At 40.9% G+C, this 16,810-nt stretch carries 12 protein-coding genes; 8 read left to right on the top strand and 4 right to left on the bottom strand.

The window, feature by feature from the left end:
• The first annotated feature begins 46 nt into the window (after positions 1-46).
• The 6 genes from lpdA (ACVRZ8_RS00405) (at position 47) to ACVRZ8_RS00380 (ending at position 9,567) form a co-directional block, all read left to right on the top strand.
• Positions 47-1,777, top strand: a complete 1,731-nt coding sequence (gene lpdA / locus ACVRZ8_RS00405) for a dihydrolipoyl dehydrogenase (RefSeq protein ID WP_447447288.1) — start codon at positions 47-49, stop codon at positions 1,775-1,777.
• A gap of 138 nt (positions 1,778-1,915) precedes the next feature.
• Positions 1,916-4,471, top strand: coding sequence for an ATP-dependent Clp protease ATP-binding subunit (locus ACVRZ8_RS00400; RefSeq protein ID WP_447447287.1), 2,556 nt, complete (start codon positions 1,916-1,918; stop codon positions 4,469-4,471).
• 358 nt (positions 4,472-4,829) lie between these two features.
• Positions 4,830-6,173: a dihydrolipoyl dehydrogenase gene (lpdA, locus tag ACVRZ8_RS00395; RefSeq protein WP_447447285.1), complete on the top strand. Its 1,344-nt coding sequence runs from the start codon at positions 4,830-4,832 to the stop codon at positions 6,171-6,173.
• 15 nt (positions 6,174-6,188) lie between these two features.
• Positions 6,189-7,262, top strand: a complete 1,074-nt coding sequence (locus ACVRZ8_RS00390) for a thiamine pyrophosphate-dependent dehydrogenase E1 component subunit alpha (protein ID WP_447447284.1) — start codon at positions 6,189-6,191, stop codon at positions 7,260-7,262.
• Between the two features lie 15 nt (positions 7,263-7,277).
• Entirely contained in the window at positions 7,278-8,309 is a 1,032-nt protein-coding gene (locus ACVRZ8_RS00385) for an alpha-ketoacid dehydrogenase subunit beta (protein ID WP_447447282.1), read from the top strand.
• A 13-nt stretch (positions 8,310-8,322) separates the two neighbouring features.
• Positions 8,323-9,567: a dihydrolipoamide acetyltransferase family protein gene (locus ACVRZ8_RS00380; protein ID WP_447447281.1), complete on the top strand. Its 1,245-nt coding sequence runs from the start codon at positions 8,323-8,325 to the stop codon at positions 9,565-9,567.
• Positions 9,568-9,649: 82 nt separating this feature from the next.
• Here ACVRZ8_RS00380 and ACVRZ8_RS00375 read toward each other — a convergent pair whose 3' ends face one another.
• The gene (locus ACVRZ8_RS00375; RefSeq protein ID WP_447447279.1) at positions 9,650-10,216 is read right to left on the bottom strand and encodes an NAD(P)H-dependent oxidoreductase; all 567 of its coding nucleotides are present in this window, start codon (positions 10,214-10,216) and stop codon (positions 9,650-9,652) included.
• Entirely contained in the window at positions 10,213-10,809 is a 597-nt protein-coding gene (locus ACVRZ8_RS00370) for a TetR/AcrR family transcriptional regulator (protein ID WP_447447277.1), read from the bottom strand. The genes ACVRZ8_RS00375 and ACVRZ8_RS00370 overlap by 4 nt, the downstream gene beginning before the upstream one ends.
• A 297-nt stretch (positions 10,810-11,106) precedes the next feature.
• Between ACVRZ8_RS00370 and lplA the strand changes: the two genes are divergently transcribed.
• Both lplA and xerS read left to right on the top strand, forming a co-directional pair.
• Positions 11,107-12,102, top strand: a complete 996-nt coding sequence (lplA, locus tag ACVRZ8_RS00365; RefSeq protein WP_447447275.1) for a lipoate--protein ligase — start codon at positions 11,107-11,109, stop codon at positions 12,100-12,102.
• Positions 12,103-12,263: 161 nt separating this feature from the next.
• A complete protein-coding gene (xerS, locus tag ACVRZ8_RS00360) occupies positions 12,264-13,334 on the top strand; it encodes a tyrosine recombinase XerS (protein ID WP_447447274.1) in 1,071 nt (356 codons plus the stop codon).
• Between the two features lie 70 nt (positions 13,335-13,404).
• Here the strand turns inward: xerS and ACVRZ8_RS00355 are convergent, their stop codons facing one another.
• Together ACVRZ8_RS00355 and ACVRZ8_RS00350 are read right to left on the bottom strand one after the other, a co-directional pair.
• A complete protein-coding gene (locus ACVRZ8_RS00355) occupies positions 13,405-14,154 on the bottom strand; it encodes a ChbG/HpnK family deacetylase (protein WP_447447273.1) in 750 nt (249 codons plus the stop codon).
• A gap of 3 nt (positions 14,155-14,157) precedes the next feature.
• Complete coding sequence (locus ACVRZ8_RS00350) at positions 14,158-16,800, bottom strand: glycosyl hydrolase (protein WP_447447271.1); 2,643 nt, start codon at positions 16,798-16,800, stop codon at positions 14,158-14,160.
• Positions 16,801-16,810: the final 10 nt, after the last annotated feature.

Genomic DNA, 16,810 nt, shown 5'->3' with positions numbered 1-16,810 from the left:
GGACAGAAGCTCAGCTATTTAAAAAATATAAGAAAGAGGAAATCAAATGGCAGTTGAAGTGATTATGCCAAAGCTCGGTGTTGATATGCAGGAAGGCGAAATCATCGAGTGGAAAAAACAAGAAGGCGACGAGGTCAAGGAAGGCGACATCCTGCTTGAAATCATGTCCGACAAGACCAATATGGAACTGGAAGCAGAAGACTCAGGCGTACTGCTTAAAATCGTGCACGGCGCTGGTGAGACGGTACCTGTAACAGAAGTTATCGCCTATATCGGTGCTGCTGGTGAGATTGTCGAAGCAGGTGCAGCGCCAGCGGCCGCCTTGGAAGCAGCCGGTCTGGAAGTGCCCAAAGCGCCAGCAGCTCCTGCAGCGGCTGAGAGAGCTCCGCTGGCTGATGACGAATATGATATCGTCGTTGTTGGCGGTGGTCCTGCCGGTTACTATGCCGCTATCCGCGGTGCCCAGCTGGGCGGTAAGGTAGCTATTGTTGAGAAATCCGAATTTGGCGGAACCTGCCTCAACAAGGGCTGTATCCCAACCAAAACCTACCTTAAGAACGCTGAAATTCTTGACGGACTTAAAATTGCGGCCGGCCGCGGTATTAACCTCGCCTCAACCAACTACACCATCGACATGGACAAGACCGTTGCCTTCAAAAACTCTGTCGTTAAGACCCTGACCGGAGGTGTGCGCGGTCTCCTGAAAGCCAACAAGGTAACTATTCTGGACGGTCTCGGTCAGGTTAATCCGGACAAGACGGTTTCTGTCGGCAGTCAGACTCTTAAGGCTCGCAACGTTATTTTGGCCACAGGTTCCAAGGTTTCCCGTATTAACATTCTGGGGATTGATTCTAAACTGGTCATGACATCAGATGATATTCTTGATTTGCGTGATATGCCTAAATCTCTTGCCGTTATGGGCGGCGGTGTTGTCGGTATCGAGCTGGGGCTTGTCTGGGCTTCGTACGGCGTTGAAGTGACCGTTATTGAAATGGCTGACCGCATTATTCCAGGCATGGACAGGGAAGTTTCTCTTGAACTCCAAAAAATCCTGACTAAAAAAGGCGTGAAGATTAAGACATCAGTTGGTGTTGAAGAAATCGTTGAGGCTAACAATCAGCTGACCCTCAAGCTCAACAATGGCGAAGAAGTCGTGGCTGAAAAAGCCCTGCTTTCTATCGGACGTGTACCTCAGCTTAACGGTCTGGAAAATCTCAATCTTGAAATGGATCGCAATCGCATCAAAGTCAATGAGTACCAGGAAACATCAATTCCGGGTATCTACGCTCCAGGTGATGTCAATGGCACTAAGATGCTGGCTCACGCTGCCTACCGCATGGGCGAGGTTGCTGCCGAAAATGCCATGCGCGGAAACAGCAGAAAGGCCAATCTTAAGTACACACCGGCCGCGGTTTACACTCATCCGGAAGTAGCTATGGTAGGAATTACTGAAGAAGAGGCTCGTAAGCGGTATGATAACATCTTAGTTGGGAAATCAAGCTTCGCGGGGAACGGACGAGCTATCGCTTCAAATGAAGCGCACGGTTTTGTCAAAGTGGTAGCTGATGCTAAATATCACGAAGTTCTTGGTGTTCATATCATTGGACCATCAGCAGCAGAGCTGATTAATGAAGCTTCAACCATCATGGAAAATGAACTCACTGTTGATGAATTGCTGCAATCCATTCACGGACACCCAACCTTCTCAGAAAATATGTATGAAGCCTTCGCAGACGTCCTAGGAGAAGCCATTCACAATCCACCAAAACACAAATAATATAAAAAGCTGTCAAGGACGGCTTTTTATAAAAGAAATAGTGTGAGAGCTTTAAAGTTATAGAGTGAAATTTAAATGTTAGAGTGTTATACTTTAGGTAATACCGATGATTCCTAAATGACAAAAAGGAGTACTATTATGGCAAATGATATGACACAATTAGTGGAAAGCTCCATTGAAGAAGCAAGGAATGTGGCTGTTCAGCATAAAAATTACCAGTTGGATATCCCCCACCTGTGGTATGTTTTAATGCAGCCAGACCATTTTGCGGATCGATTTTATACCGATTTAGGCGTTGATAAAAACGCCTTTAATCAACTCATCGAAAATGAACTAGAGAGACTCTCTGTCTTTGAACAAACTGATCAAAGCCGCTATGGCCGCCAGTACAGCCAGCGCCTTAAAAATCTTCTAGATGACGCCAAACGTGAAGCGCAGGATTTGCACGACGAAGTTTTAACTGTTGAGCATTTGATTTTGGCTCTCTCTAAACAACAGCGCAATCCTTTAACTATTTTTTTGGAAAAGCAGGGCATCAACCAAGAAAAGCTTTACCAAAAGATGAATAAAGTGAGAAAAGGTCAGCAGGCTAGATCGCTCAGCCAAGAAGCAATTTATGAAGCTTTGGAGAAATATGCTCTCAATCTCAATCAGCATGTCATAGATGGAAATGGGAAGAAAATCATCGGATGTCAGGATCAAATTGATGATATTATTCGTATTTTATCTCGCAAAGACAAGAACAATGCGGTGCTGGTAGGTTATCCGGGAACAGGCAGAAGAACAGCTATTGAAGGCTTTGTACAGCGACTAGTCGAAAATGAAGTTCCTGAAAATCTTCAAAATAGACTGGTTTACAGTTTAGATATAGGTGCAATCATTGCTGGAACCAAGTATCGCGGTGAATTTGAAGAACGCTTCAAAGCTCTCTTGAAAGAAATTGCGGCCTCCAAAGGAAGGATTATCCTTTTTATAGACGAAATTCATTCGCTTGTAAGTGCAGGTCAGACCGAAGGTTCAGTTGATGCTGCTAGTCTTTTAAAACCTTTTTTAGCTAGAGGTGAAGTGACGATTCTTGGTTCAACAACACATGCCAGTTACAGGGAAAGCATTGAATACGATAAGACTTTAGAGAGACATTTTCAACGTATTTTAATTCAAGAACCTGATAATCAACAGTCGCTGGCTATCCTCAGCGGTCTCAAATCTGATTACGAAATTTTTCATAATGTCAGTATTGACGATGAGGCTTTAGAAGCCGCTGTCAGTTTATCAAGGCGTTATATTTCCGATAGGTATTTGCCTGACAAGGCATTGGACTTGGTGGACGAAGCCTGCACTTTAAAGCAGATTACTTCTCACTATCACCCAAAAGAAATCGACGATTTAAACCGCCAGATTCTCAGCAAAAAGATTCAATTGCTACGCTGTTCTCAATCGAAAAAAGCCAAGACTTTAAGGGCCGAGGTTCAATCGTTAGAACATAAAAAAGCAGAACTGATTGAGAAATGGCAGGTTCAAAAAGAGCTTTTGGATCAAATCAAACAAGTACGTGTTCAGATTGAAGCACTAAAAGAAAAATCTGAATCCGCTTTAAAGAGCCAAGATTTATCTACTTATCTTGAACTGACCGACAGCAATCTGCCCCAAAGCCGCTCACAGCTTGAGACGCTTATAGAACAAGAACCTGTTGATGCAATCGTCACAAGAGAAGACATTGCAGCTATTGTTGAACGTGTGACGGGAATCAAGGTTCAAGGTGTTGTAGAAAATGAACGTGAAAAGCTTCTGCATTTAGAAGAATTGCTGCAAGAAAAAATCGTTGGGCAGGATCAGGCAGTGCAAAAGGTTGCTCAGGCTATTATCCGTTCACGAGCAGGTATTCAAAATCCCAGACGTCCTATTGGTTCTTTTCTGTTCTTGGGACCGACTGGAGTTGGAAAAACAGCTTTGGCTAAAACACTTGCGGAAATCCTTTTTGGCAGTGAATTGGAAATGATCCGATTGGATATGTCGGAATACATGGAAAAGCATGCAGTGGCTCGTCTAGTTGGTCCGCCTCCGGGCTATGTTGGCTATGAAGAAGGCGGCCAGCTAACCGAAGCGGTGCAACGTAGGCTCTATTCAATTGTTTTACTTGATGAGATAGAAAAGGCTCATCCAGATGTTTTTAATACCTTGTTGCAAGTCTTGGATGAAGGAAGGCTTACCGATTCAAAAGGACGAACGATTGATTTTAAAAATACCATATTGATTATGACCAGCAATATCGGTTCTTCAATGATTTTAGAGGGACTAAATGAGACAGGAAAAATCAATCAAGAAGTCCGCCAATCCGTTTTGGATGAATTGAATCACAGTTTCAGGCCTGAATTCCTTAACCGTATTGATGAAACAATCGTCTTTAATCCTTTATCAGCTGATAAGGTGACCAGCATTGTTAAGATTATGGTTGCTGATTTGCAAAAACGTCTGCTGAGTCAAGATATTCATTTGGAACTTGCCCCAGATGTTTACAGCTGGCTTGCTAAAAAAGGGTTTGATCCAGCTTTTGGTGCCAGACCTCTGCAGCGTACTATTATGCAAGAATTGGAAAATCCCTTGGCAATGTCTATTATTAAGCAAGACAAGAAAGAAAATAGGAAGGTTCAAGTGTCCTGTCAAAATGAGAAACTGTCTTTTTATGATACTTAAAAAGGATATGATTTCACAAACTTTTCTTAAGCGTTTGGAATAATTTCCAATCAATAATCACAAACTTTAAATTCAATACAATGGGGAAAAGCACTGTTTTAGTGCTTTTTTAGCTTTATTTTAATAAGCACAATCTGTTTTCACAAATAAAAAAATTTTCAAAGCTACACTTTTTTCTTGAATTTCACAAACTTTAGTACTACAATGAAGATTAGAAAAGCGCTTTCATTTTTAACCCTATTTTAGTTACTGCAGTGATTCGTTTATGAAAATCATTAGTTTTTAGAATCACGGTAAGAAACAAATCACTGCAGCGTTCATTTTTATTAACTCCATAAAAGGAAGGGAGCGTGATAATATGAAGACTTATGACGTTTTGGTTATCGGAGCTGGTCCAGGTGGTTATGTTGCAGCAGAAGAAGCTGCTAAACAGGGGAAAACAGTTGCGGTAATCGAAAAAAAGGCTATCGGCGGAGCCTGTCTGAACGTTGGCTGTATACCGTCTAAGAGTTACCTTCAGCATAGCCATTGGCTATTAGATATTAAGGAAGCTAATCAATACGGAATCCAGACAAAGGTAGAAGCGATTGACTTTGAGAAATTGGTGAATCGTAAAAATCAAGTAGTGGCAAGTCTGCAGGGAGGAATTCATGCCACCTTTAAGGCTTTAAAAATCGATTATTATGACGGTCAGGCTGTATTTGATAAGGGGACTGTCTTTAAAGTTGACGGTCAATCTATCAAAGGAAAAGATGTTATTCTGGCGACTGGCAGTCATCCTTTTGTTCCTCCGATTGCAGGAACAGAAACTGTTGATTATTTGACAACAGATAGCTTCTTTGATTTAACGGAATTACCAGATAAGTTTGTTATTATCGGAGGCGGTGTTATTGCTATTGAGCTGGCTTTTGCCATGAAGCCTTTAGGTGTTGAAGTGACAGTTATTGAAGTTGCACCCGAAATCCTATTGACAGAAGATCCGCTCGCCCGAGAAGTTATTCGTCAAAAATTGACCCATATGGGGGTTAGGATTTTTGAAAATGTCAATATTCAAGAAGTAACAACAGATAGCGTTATTTTGGAAAAGGAGCAAGTTAAATTTGACAAACTTTTGATTGCTACTGGCCGCAAACCAAATACAGATCTGGCTAAAGACATGGGAATTGAGCTGACAAAGCGAGGTTTTGTTAAGGTTGATGACTATTATGAAACCTCTATAGCTCATGTATACGCCATTGGTGATTTGACAGAGTCTTATATGCTAGCTCATGTTGCCAGTGCAGAAGGAATCAAGGCTGTTAAGGCTATTTGCAGAAAAGCAGAAGAACCACTTGATTCTTTAGGAGTGCCGCGTTCTCTTTACACTATTCCAGAAGTTGCTAGTTTTGGCTATAGCGAAGAAGAAGCAAAGGAGGCAGGATATGATGTGATAACAGAGCAATTGCCTTTTACATATAATGGCCGAGCGTTAGCTGCCAATGAGAGCGAAGGTTTTGTCAAAATTGTTTCTGAGAAAAAATACCATCAAATTTTAGGTGCCCTAATAGTTGGAGCTAACGGGACGGATCTTTTACAGTCATTAATTTTACTGAGACAAGCTGAGGGAACCTTGGAACAAGTCCTAGAAACGGTTTTTGCTCACCCAACCATTTCAGAATTGACCCAAGAAGTCGCCAAACGGATTGTTGAAAGTAATCCTTAGATTGGAGGAAAAAAGATGTCAAACTACAAGAATTTACCACAAGAATTAACACGTACCAAGAGAAAAGCTGCTGTTTCTGAGCTGGTTGACCTCAAGGTTCGGACGGCTGAAGATATAGAAGCACAGCTTATTTCTAAAGAACAGGCCAAGGACATCTACAAGACCATGTGGAATATTCGTAATTTCGAAGAAAATACCAGACGTTTCTTTGCCTCAGGTCAAATCCCAGGTTTTGTTCATCTCTACGCTGGTGAAGAAGCTATAGCAACAGGTGTCTGTGCTAATTTAACCGATAAAGATTATATTACCAGTACGCACCGCGGTCATGGACATTGTGTGGCTAAGGGCGGTGACCTAAAGGGTATGATGGCTGAAATCTTCGGAAGAAGCACGGGGCTTGGCAGAGGTAAAGGCGGTTCCATGCATATTGCCGATTTAGATAAGGGTATTCTAGGAGCCAACGGTATGGTTGGCGGAGGCTTTGGCCTAGCGACAGGTGCTGCTCTAAGAAATAAATACCTCAAAACTGATAACGTTGCTGTTTGTTTCTTTGGAGATGGCGCTGCTAATGAAGGGCTTTTCCATGAATGTCTGAATATGGCTTCTATCTGGGATCTGCCAGTTATCTTTGTTAATGAAAACAACCTATTTGCCGAATCTACTCCTCAATGGTATTCGTCAGCTTCGCCTACCATTGCTGAAAGAGCAGCAGCCTACAATATGCCAGGTATCCGAGTAAATGGTAAAGATTTATTCGCTGTTTATCAAGTGACCAAAGAAGCCGTTGAACGTGCTCGAAATGGTGAGGGCCCTACATTGATTGAGGCTGTCACTTACCGTGACCACGGTCATTTTGAAGGAGACGAAGAAAAATATAAAGCTCCTGATGGTGAAGAAAAAGATTGGGCAGATGTTGATCCGCTTGAAGTTTTTCGGGATTTCGTAATAGAACATAATCTGCTTAGCGAAGAAGAACTTGATGACCTTTTAGAAGAATCCAAGAAGGCTGTTGAGGAGGCTATTGCATTTGCTCAAGAAAGCCCAATACCTCAGGAAAGCGCCTTACTTGAAGATGTCTTTGCTGATTAACAAGGGAGGATTATCATGGCTAGAGAATTATTATTTATGAAGGCAATTAACGAAGCGCTCGATCAGGCAATGGAAAAGGACGATATGGTCATTTTACTTGGTGAAGACATTGCAGGGGGTGTTAAAGTTAAACACTTAGAAGAACAAAACGAAGAAGCATGGGGGGGTGTTATGGGGGTCACCAAAGGGTTGATGCCCAAATACGGCCGTGAACGTGTCATTGATACCCCTCTTTCAGAACATGGTTACATGTCAGCTTCTGTAGGGATGGCCTTGACAGGTTTGCATCCTGTACCAGAATTGATGTTCAATGATTTTATCGGTTTTTGTTTTGATGCCCTGCTAGGTCAAGGTTCAAAGATGCGCTATATGTTTGGCGGTAAGGCAAAAGTGCCTATGACTGTTAGAACCATGCATGGTGCAGGCGCTTCAGCAGCTGCACAGCACTCAGGATCTTACTATGGCATTTTTGGTTCCATTCCAGGAATTAAAGTAGTTGTTCCAGCAACGCCTTATGATGCCAAAGGTCTGCTTCTTTCATCTATTGAAGATAACAATATTGTTATCTTTTCAGAAGACAAGACTCTTTATGGCATAAAAGGAGAAGTTCCTGAAGATTACTATACTGTTCCGATCGGTAAGGCAGCTGTTCGCCGCGAAGGGGATGACCTCACTATTGTGACTATTGGTAAGATGCTCTATGTGGCCTATGAAGTAGCTGAACGTTTGGAAAAAGAGGGTGTTTCTGTTGAAGTTATTGACCTTAGAACGGTTGCGCCTTGGGATCAAGAAACCGTTATTGATTCTGTTAAAAAGACAGGCCGCTTAATTGTCATTGACGAATCAAATCCGCATAATAATACAGCAACAGACATTGCTTCAGTTGTAACTGATAAAGCATTCGATTATTTAGATGGACCAATCAAATGTGTCTGCGCTCCAAATGTTCCAGTTCCATTTGCCCAAAATCTTGAACAACTCTATATCCCTAATGCTGACCGCGTCATCGAAACAGCATCTGAGTTGATTGACGATCTAAAGGCGTAGAAAGGGGGATATTATGGCAACAGAAATTGTGATGCCTAAATTAGGCTTAACGATGACAGAAGGATTAATCAACAAATGGTTGGTCAAAGAAGGCGACACCGTCACAGCTGGTCAAGCCCTTCTTGAAATAAGCTCTGAAAAATTAAGCAGCGAAGTTGAAGCTCCCGAAGCCGGTGTTGTTCTAAAGATAGTCAAAGGAGAAGGTGAAACGGTTCCATGTAAGCAGGTGATTGCTTGGGTTGGTCAAGAAGGTGAAAACATTCCTGACGGAGATACAGCAGCAGCAGCTTCAGAGCCGGAAAATGAAACTTCAAATAACGCTGCCCCAGCAGAACAAGAACAGGCCGCTCCAACAGCTTCGGTAGCAACAAAACACGAGGGCGGAAGAATTTTCATCACACCGCTTGCTCGTAAAATTGCTAAAGAAAAAGGCATTGATTACACATATATCAAAGGAACAGGCGGAAATGGACGTATCACACGTCGTGATGTCGAAGCCTTTAATCCTGCAGATATTTCAGTAACTGAAACAGCAAGCAGTCTTCCGGTTACACCAACAACTGTCAACTATGGTGCTGGTTTAACAGGTATACGCAAAGTCATTGCCGAACATATGATGAATAGTCTTCATTCCGGTGCGCAATTAACCCTTCATCGTAAAGCTGATGTGACAGCTTTAATGGCTTTCAGGCAAGATATGAAAGTTAAGGTTAATGCACCGCTTGAAAATGGCGAAATTGGCATTACAACCCTTTTAACCAAAGCGGTAACGAAGGCTTTGAAAGATTATCCTGAAGCCAATGCTTGGTATGCAGGCGGTCAATATGAAGAAAAAGAAGCTATTCATATTGGTATGGCAACTGCCTTAAGCGAAGGTTTGGTCGTTCCTGTTATTCGTAATGCTGACAAGTTGACCTTATCAGATTTGGGTCGAGCAATTAAAGATTTAGCTGCACAAGCGCGTAAGGGAACTCTGGATCCATCCTTGTATTCAGGTTCCACATTCTCTATCACTAATCTAGGAGCTCAGGGTATTGAATACTTTACGCCAATTCTAAATACGCCTGAAGTGGCTATTTTAGGTGTTGGAGCTATTCAGAAATCTTTAGCTTTTGACGACGATGGTCAAGTTGTTGAAAGACATTATTTGCCACTGAGTTTGACCTTTGATCATCAAGTCTTAGATGGCGCACCAGCAGCCGAATTTTTAGCAGCTGTCGTCTCCTACTTAGAAGATGCTTATGGTTTGGTATTTTAAATAAGCAAAAATAAAATTGACAGTAGCTGAAATCAAAACCACCAGTTCATATTGGACTGGTGATTTTGATTCCTATGCATTTTCAAATTTTACTGGCTATTTGAGCTACTTTTTCAAGCAATTGCCGACGTTTTTCATCAGTTATTCTTTCAACACCACTTAATTCAGTCAACTTAACCGGTGCAACAGCACAGGGTTTTAGAATTTGTTTTTTCAAGACTTTACCATAATCTTGAGCAAAAGGAGTTACAAAAGATGGTGTATTATGGCTGGTGATAACCCAAGCAGATTTTCCTTGTAAGTGCCCCTCAAGACCAACCTTTTTATAAGAATAAGCAAAGCCAGCTACAAAAACTCGGTCAATAAAGCCCTTAAGCATAGCTGGCATGCCACTCCACCAAATCGGAAAGATGAAGATCATATGATCTGCCCAAGTAACTAAATCGCGATATTTTGCCATTTCAAAGCTTTTAGCTAAATGACGGCGTTTATGATTTTCATCAAATCGTAGAGCAGGATCAAAATGTTCAGCATATAAATCTAATGTTTTAACAGTGTGCGTATTAGAAAGATTGTTTTGAACCTGCTTGAGAATGGCAGCGTTAAAGCTTTGATGATTTGGATGTGTGTAAATAATTAAAATCTTCATGATTGTTCTCCTTTGATATAAATGTCAAGCATGTGATTAATAGTTGTTTGAATGGCTTGATTATTAAGGTCACGCCCAATGGGACTATTGGCTAGGACAGCAAGACCTGAAATAAAACTCCAAAAGTGAAAAAGTGTTTCAGCTTCGCTGTTAGTGAAGTGTTCCTCTTTACGGAGTTCTAAAACGATACGCTTAAATTCACTAAACCCCGGTAAATCAGAATCTACCAAAATGGTTTCCTGAATGACTTTCATATACTTAAAAGGAAATTTGATAAAGAGGGCTTCAAAGAAATAAGGATAGCTCTTAGCAAAAGCAATAAAATTAAATCCCATTTGAGCCAGCTGCTCTCGAGCAGAAGCTTCCAAATCAATTTCCCGTCCAATTTCCTGATTGAGAAAAGCGGACAGATGTGTCAAAACGACTCTAAGATAATTTTCTTTACTTTCAAAATGGCGATAGGGGCTACCATGAGTGACGCCGCAGGCTTTGGCGATGGTTCTAAGAGAGAGTTGATCGATGCCATGGTTTTTAATTGCTTCAATTCCTGTTTGAATGAGTTTTTCTTTTAGCTGAGCGGTATTGCGCTTCATATTTTCCTCCAAAAGTAGACACTGTCTACCAGACTTCACTTTAAGTATACACTGTCTACTTTTTCATGTCAACTGTTTACTGTAAAAGTCATAATCAACTGTAATACAGCGATATTAGACTGTTGATAACCCTAACCCTATTTTTTAAGCTCTTCTTTTTGTTTAAAATACCGTATAGATGAGACATCTGGTCTCAAAAAGCCCACAAAATATGACAATGTGGGCTTTTCTTATGTTCGTTAGGACTTTCTTTGGTATAATATTAGTAAGAATTTTAACAAAGGAGACAAGCATCTTATGAAATATATCGTCAATAAATCAAATAATCCGGCCTATAATGTAGCTTTGGAAGCCTATGCCTTTCGCGAATTACTGGACGAAGATGAAATTTTCATTCTATGGATAAACGAACCAGCTATTATTATTGGAAAACATCAAAATGCCATTCAAGAGATTAACAAAGAGTATACAGATAAACACAATATACATGTTGTGCGCCGCTTGTCTGGCGGAGGCGCTGTTTATCACGATCTCAATAACCTTAACTACACCATTATTTCCAATAAGGCTGATGAAGGTGCTTTTGATTTTAAAACCTTTTCGCAGCCTGTTATTGCTACCTTAGCTGATCTTGGCGTCAAAGCCGAATTTACTGGACGCAATGACCTTGAAATTGACGGTAAGAAATTCTGTGGCAATGCGCAAGCATATTATAAAGGACGCATGATGCACCATGGCTGTCTTATGTTTAATGTTGACACATCTGTCTTGGCGGATGCGCTCAAAGTCAGCAAAGACAAGATTGAATCAAAAGGTATTAAGTCTGTTCGTGCACGTGTTACCAATATCCTTGATGAACTGCCTGAAGATCATAAAATATCTGTTAATGAGTTTTCAGATTTATTGCTCCAAAAAATGATTGATACCCATCCTGATATGACCGAATACGTTTTGTCAGAAGATGAGCTCAGCCACATTCAAAAATCTGCAGACGAGCAGTTTGGTACTTGGGAGTGGACCTATGGTAAATCACCAGAATATACGATTGAGCGCAATGTCCGTTATCCTGCAGGAAAAATCACAACCTTCGCAAATGTTGAAAATTCTATTATCAAGGGAATTAAAATCTATGGTGATTTCTTTGGTATTGGCGATGTCTTTGATATTGAAAACCTTTTGATTGGCCAGCGTTACGAATATACCGATGTCCTTGCCAAACTTCAGACAATTGATACAACACATTATTTTTCACGCATGACAACCGAGGAAATTGCCAAAGCGATTGTTGCTTGAGAGAGCTGATATATCTCTATTTGATTGAATCTACAACGAGTTGCTTGTTAGTAGCTTGTTGTTTTTGTGCTCTAACATCTTTCCGAAAAACTGTAATTTTCTTGAAAAACACTTAGGGATGTGTTATACTTCTTTTATAGAAAATTGAGGAAATTTATTTTATGAAACGCGAACGTTTACTTGAAAAAATTGACAACTATAAAGCTATAATGCCTTGGTATGTGCTTGAGTATTATCAGTCCAAGCTGTCTGTTCCTTACTCATTGACAACGCTGTATGAGTATCTCAAGGAATACAAACGCTTTTTTGATTGGTTAATTGAGTCTGATATCACAGATGCTGCCAAAATTGCTGATATTGATATTTCTGTTTTAGAACATATGAGCAAAAAAGATATGGAAGCATTTATTCTTTATTTGCGCGAGAGACCTTCCCTTAATACCTATTCAACCAAGCGAGGGGTTTCGCAGACAACTATTAACCGTACCTTATCAGCTCTATCCAGTCTCTATAACTATTTAACCGAGGAAGTTGAGGGAGCTGATGGAGAGCCTTATTTTTATCGTAATGTTATGAAAAAGGTGACCACTAAAAAAAAGAAAGAAACTCTTGCTTCTAGGGCAGAAAATATTAAGCAAAAGCTCTTTCTTGGTGATGAAACCATGGAATTTTTGGAATATATTAACTCCGAATATGAACTTAAGCTGTCCAATCGTGCTAAGTCTTCCTTTTATAAAAATAAAGAACGTGATTTAGCTATCATTGCACTTCTTCTGGCTTCTGGTGTCCGTCTTTCCGAGGCGGTGAATCTTGATTTAAAAGATCTCAATCTCAAGGTAATGGTTATTGATGTAACGCGAAAAGGCGGAAAACGCGATTCTGTTAATGTAGCTGGTTTTGCTAAACCTTATTTAGAAGCTTATTTAGATATTCGTCAAAAACGTTATAAAGCCCAAAAACAAGATACAGCTCTTTTTTTAACGGAATATCGCGGAGCTCCAAATCGTATTGATGCATCAAGTATTGAAAAAATGGTCGGGAAATACTCCCAAGATTTTAAGATCCGCGTGACACCTCATAAACTTCGCCACACACTTGCTACAAGATTATACGACGCGACCAAATCTCAAGTTTTAGTCAGCCATCAGCTAGGACACGCCTCAACACAGGTAACTGATCTCTACACTCACATTGTCAATGATGAGCAAAAAAATGCTTTGGATAATTTATAAAAAGTTACATAATTTTATTTATGTAACTTTTTATAATGCAATCTGAAGTTGATGACAAATCATTATAAATTTACAAATTTCTATAATCAATCAGATCCACTTCTTGATTTGACAGCCACTTTTTGATCTTGTTATCAGTAAGCATTGCGACTTCTTTCGTTCGTGGGAAGGTTAGGCTTGAATGTGTTAGGAGATAATCATCTAAATAACCAGGATGAAAAATGCCTAGCTGGACAATTTTCTCGTCTGCTCCTTCTACCATTTGTCTTAGCATTCTTTCGGGATTATAATTGTCATTCATGCTTTCCATATGAAAAGTTACCAAAGAATTTCCAATCGTTATGGGGTCTCCGCCAAATGAATAGCCCGAATACTTCAAATCATACATTTTAGCGACAGCTTTCAATGCTTCGAAGAAAGTATTTGATGTAACAGCATGCCCTTCAAAATAGTCAGGTTTTCTTTGAAATAGTTCTATAAAACGTTGGTATTGTGCCTTTATTTCAAGAACTGCTTCATCGAAATTTACAAAGTCAGTGACCGCATTTCGATAAATGGCTGAAGATTTAAAATAACCATGACAATCTACTAAACTAGGGATGTGGTCGGGATTGGTCAAAGGTTTTCCGGCACAGATGTTGGTGTGTAAACCAAAAGCAATAGTATACTTTTTCAAAAGGTCAACGCCATGCTTGGTCGCAGGCATATTGACCATTACCCCGACGCTTTTTATCAAGCCGTCTCTTACTGATTTTTCAATACCGTAATTGACTGCTTCAGAATAGCCTAAATCATCTGCACGTAAAAGTATTTTTACCATTTTTCAATCCTTCTTTTTCAATAGTTTTATCTCTTCTGTCAATCCAAACGGTTCTACCAGTAAATATTGATTTAAACCGCCTCTGAACTCGGTTCCCAAGGTATTGGTCACTTCAATTCTGAGTTCATTTTTCCCCTCAGTGAAACCATTTGCTGTCTCAAAAATGTAGGGAGGCGCAATCTTTATACCAAGCGACAGTCCGTTTATAAATACTTCTGCTGTTTCATAGGCAGCCCCGAGATCAATGCCGACAACTGAGCCAGGCTCTTTGATATCAATAACTGCACTATAGCTTGCTGTGCCTGCCTTCCGGTCAAAATCCGGCAGGGAATTGATTGGACGAATCTCTTTACTGATGGCAATTGGTGTGAAGTCTGGGTAAGCCAAGGCGCTGGCATAAGAAATGGTCCACTCCGCTTGAATTCGTTCCTTACCATCATAACACAAACCGCTTTGACAAGGTGATACTCTTTGAAAATCAAAACTATACGTCGTTGATTTCAGCTTGCCGTACGCCAGTACAGCCTGAGCCTGCGCTTTGCCGCCTAGTCTGTTTTTAATTTTCTTTGAGTATAAGCCATCATCCGAAAAGACCCAAACGATTGTTTCATAAGGCGCTAACTGCAACTGGCTATCCGTCACGTTTAGGCAGGTATCTTCGTAAGCATCGTAGGCATAAATATGCGGCGGCATACCGGTAAAGGTTAGTTTGGCAGATATTGTTTCACTAATGCTTTCATTGAAAAACAGCCAGTAATCCTTATGGTCCTTGCGATAATGATAGTAAACAAGGTCTGGTGAGGCAGTTTCTGCTTTTACTTCAGCAGAGCTAGCCAGTTCGTTGGGAAGCTCTTCAAGCGAAACAACCGATAACGACTGCTTTAAAGCTGCTTTATTTATGGGAAGTTGATTGATAAACAGGACTTTTCCCCCCGCATCAATAATGGCATTGATGACCTTCAGCAGAGCCTTAGGAATATACTCTGCGTAGGGAATGACTAAGGCTTCAAAGCAGTGATTGTTAATCAAAAGCTTACCATCTTCCATTTCTGCGGTTTTTAAAAGATCATTGCTTACAATATCGAAGTCAATTTGTGCCCGTGTCAACACCCTAGCCGGAATCTCAACAGGCATATAATCACCTGTCCATTCAAATTCTGCTGGATAAAAAAGAGCGATTGGGGCAATATGTCTGCCACCTGAAAAAATGCTCAGCAGCCGGTTAAGATAAAGGTTTAGTTTGTCCATATATCTGAACTGCGGATTATTGCCCCTAGCGTAAAAATGAGGCGGGCAGTCAAAATCAGGAAATGGTTTCGGACTAAAAGCATGAGGTACAAGGGTATTGATTCCCCTGACAATCAGATGGTCAGCAATCCACTTCATTGTCTTCAGCCCCTCATTCCAGCCATAGGCTCCAAAGGCTTCACACATAGCACGGCCCTTTTTATGAGGATACAAATCAGCTGCCGATGCTCCTAGCTTCGCAAGAGCATAATGGTAAAACTGTCCGTCGCTTCCGCCTGTCTGATAAGCATCATGATGGTAAGGCATTCCAGGAACAATTTGGCCGCCTATAACATCTATGCCTGAATAATGCTGCGCCTCCTGCCCTCTAAAATAGTGTCCTGCGCCATATCCAAGTCTGGCATGTGAGCCGTTATCTTCAATATTGTGCCCTAAATAATCAACCCCATGCGCCTCGCACCAATCCGCTAATACCTTCACAAAATTGCGGTTATACTCCCTTGTGATAACATCCATGTAATCATAACGCACCTCCCTGTGTTCCTCCTTATCAGAAGGGACCCAAAGTAAGGGAAGAAAGGACTTATCGAAATGACAGTCTTTTTCCAGGCTTGACCGCCAAGGCAGCACCATGTCAGGTTTGCCAATACTGGATTGTGTTCCTTTTTCGTTGCCAAACCGAGGTTCGTCCGAGAAGAAGGCTGTGATTGTACTGCCAAAATACTCGCCCAGCTGACTAAAATGCTTCTCATAGACTTCATCAACTAAAACTTGAGTAGCTTTTGAATCTAAGGGATTCAAGTAATCTTCGGTAGCTTCTTCTCCGCCGTCGTGTGTTGAAAAAATAACAAATACTGACCAATTCCCCTTGGGAATATCCAGAAAAACTGTATCATGTTTAAACTGACTTGTGATGTCAATGATGGACTGAGCTTTTATAGGGTCTCCGGGCTGATTGCAGTCTGAAGCTCTTTGGGCCAAATAGACACCAACCAGATCTATTATCTCAGCCTGCTTGGTTTCCCATGGCCTTCCTTTCAGCAGAGACGCATCTATTCTGGCTCCCTTAAAAGGACCTGCAGCATCATAGCGCCTCATTGCGAGGTATTGTTTCCTCAGTTCGGGAAAAACCTCTTTAATTTTTCCATTGGCAAAGCCTGTTGGAAAATGGGAATCATCCAAAATCCAAACTGTCATTTCACGTTTCCGGCATTCTCTGATGATTATTTTCAAATCATGCCACCATCTATCACCTGCAAAGTCTGGGTGTGGCCTGGATTCGATACAAACACCCTCTATACCCGATTGATAAATTTTGTCTATATAATCTATCAGCACTTCTTCTTCTTCACCATGCTGCCAGAAAAATGGGAATAAGTGGTTTTCAGCTGCAATCATCTTTTTCCTC

Source organism: Streptococcus dentiloxodontae (assembly GCF_053206925.1).
Note: the sequence above shows the minus strand (reverse complement) of the source record. Positions and strands in the feature narration are given on the sequence as shown.

Excerpts from the sequence above, each read along its gene's own strand:
- xerS (WP_447447274.1), top strand. The coding sequence starts at position 12,264 with ATGAAACGCGAACGTTTACTTGAAAAAATTGACAACTATAAAGCTATA.
- ACVRZ8_RS00375 (WP_447447279.1), bottom strand. The coding sequence starts at position 10,216 with ATGAAGATTTTAATTATTTACACACATCCAAATCATCAAAGCTTTAAC.
- ACVRZ8_RS00385 (WP_447447282.1), top strand. The coding sequence starts at position 7,278 with ATGGCTAGAGAATTATTATTTATGAAGGCAATTAACGAAGCGCTCGAT.
- lplA (WP_447447275.1), top strand. The coding sequence starts at position 11,107 with ATGAAATATATCGTCAATAAATCAAATAATCCGGCCTATAATGTAGCT.
- ACVRZ8_RS00400 (WP_447447287.1), top strand. The coding sequence starts at position 1,916 with ATGGCAAATGATATGACACAATTAGTGGAAAGCTCCATTGAAGAAGCA.
- ACVRZ8_RS00355 (WP_447447273.1), bottom strand. The coding sequence starts at position 14,154 with ATGGTAAAAATACTTTTACGTGCAGATGATTTAGGCTATTCTGAAGCA.
- ACVRZ8_RS00390 (WP_447447284.1), top strand. The coding sequence starts at position 6,189 with ATGTCAAACTACAAGAATTTACCACAAGAATTAACACGTACCAAGAGA.
- ACVRZ8_RS00380 (WP_447447281.1), top strand. The coding sequence starts at position 8,323 with ATGGCAACAGAAATTGTGATGCCTAAATTAGGCTTAACGATGACAGAA.
- ACVRZ8_RS00350 (WP_447447271.1), bottom strand. The coding sequence starts at position 16,800 with ATGATTGCAGCTGAAAACCACTTATTCCCATTTTTCTGGCAGCATGGT.
- ACVRZ8_RS00370 (WP_447447277.1), bottom strand. The coding sequence starts at position 10,809 with ATGAAGCGCAATACCGCTCAGCTAAAAGAAAAACTCATTCAAACAGGA.
- lpdA (WP_447447288.1), top strand. The coding sequence starts at position 47 with ATGGCAGTTGAAGTGATTATGCCAAAGCTCGGTGTTGATATGCAGGAA.
- lpdA (WP_447447285.1), top strand. The coding sequence starts at position 4,830 with ATGAAGACTTATGACGTTTTGGTTATCGGAGCTGGTCCAGGTGGTTAT.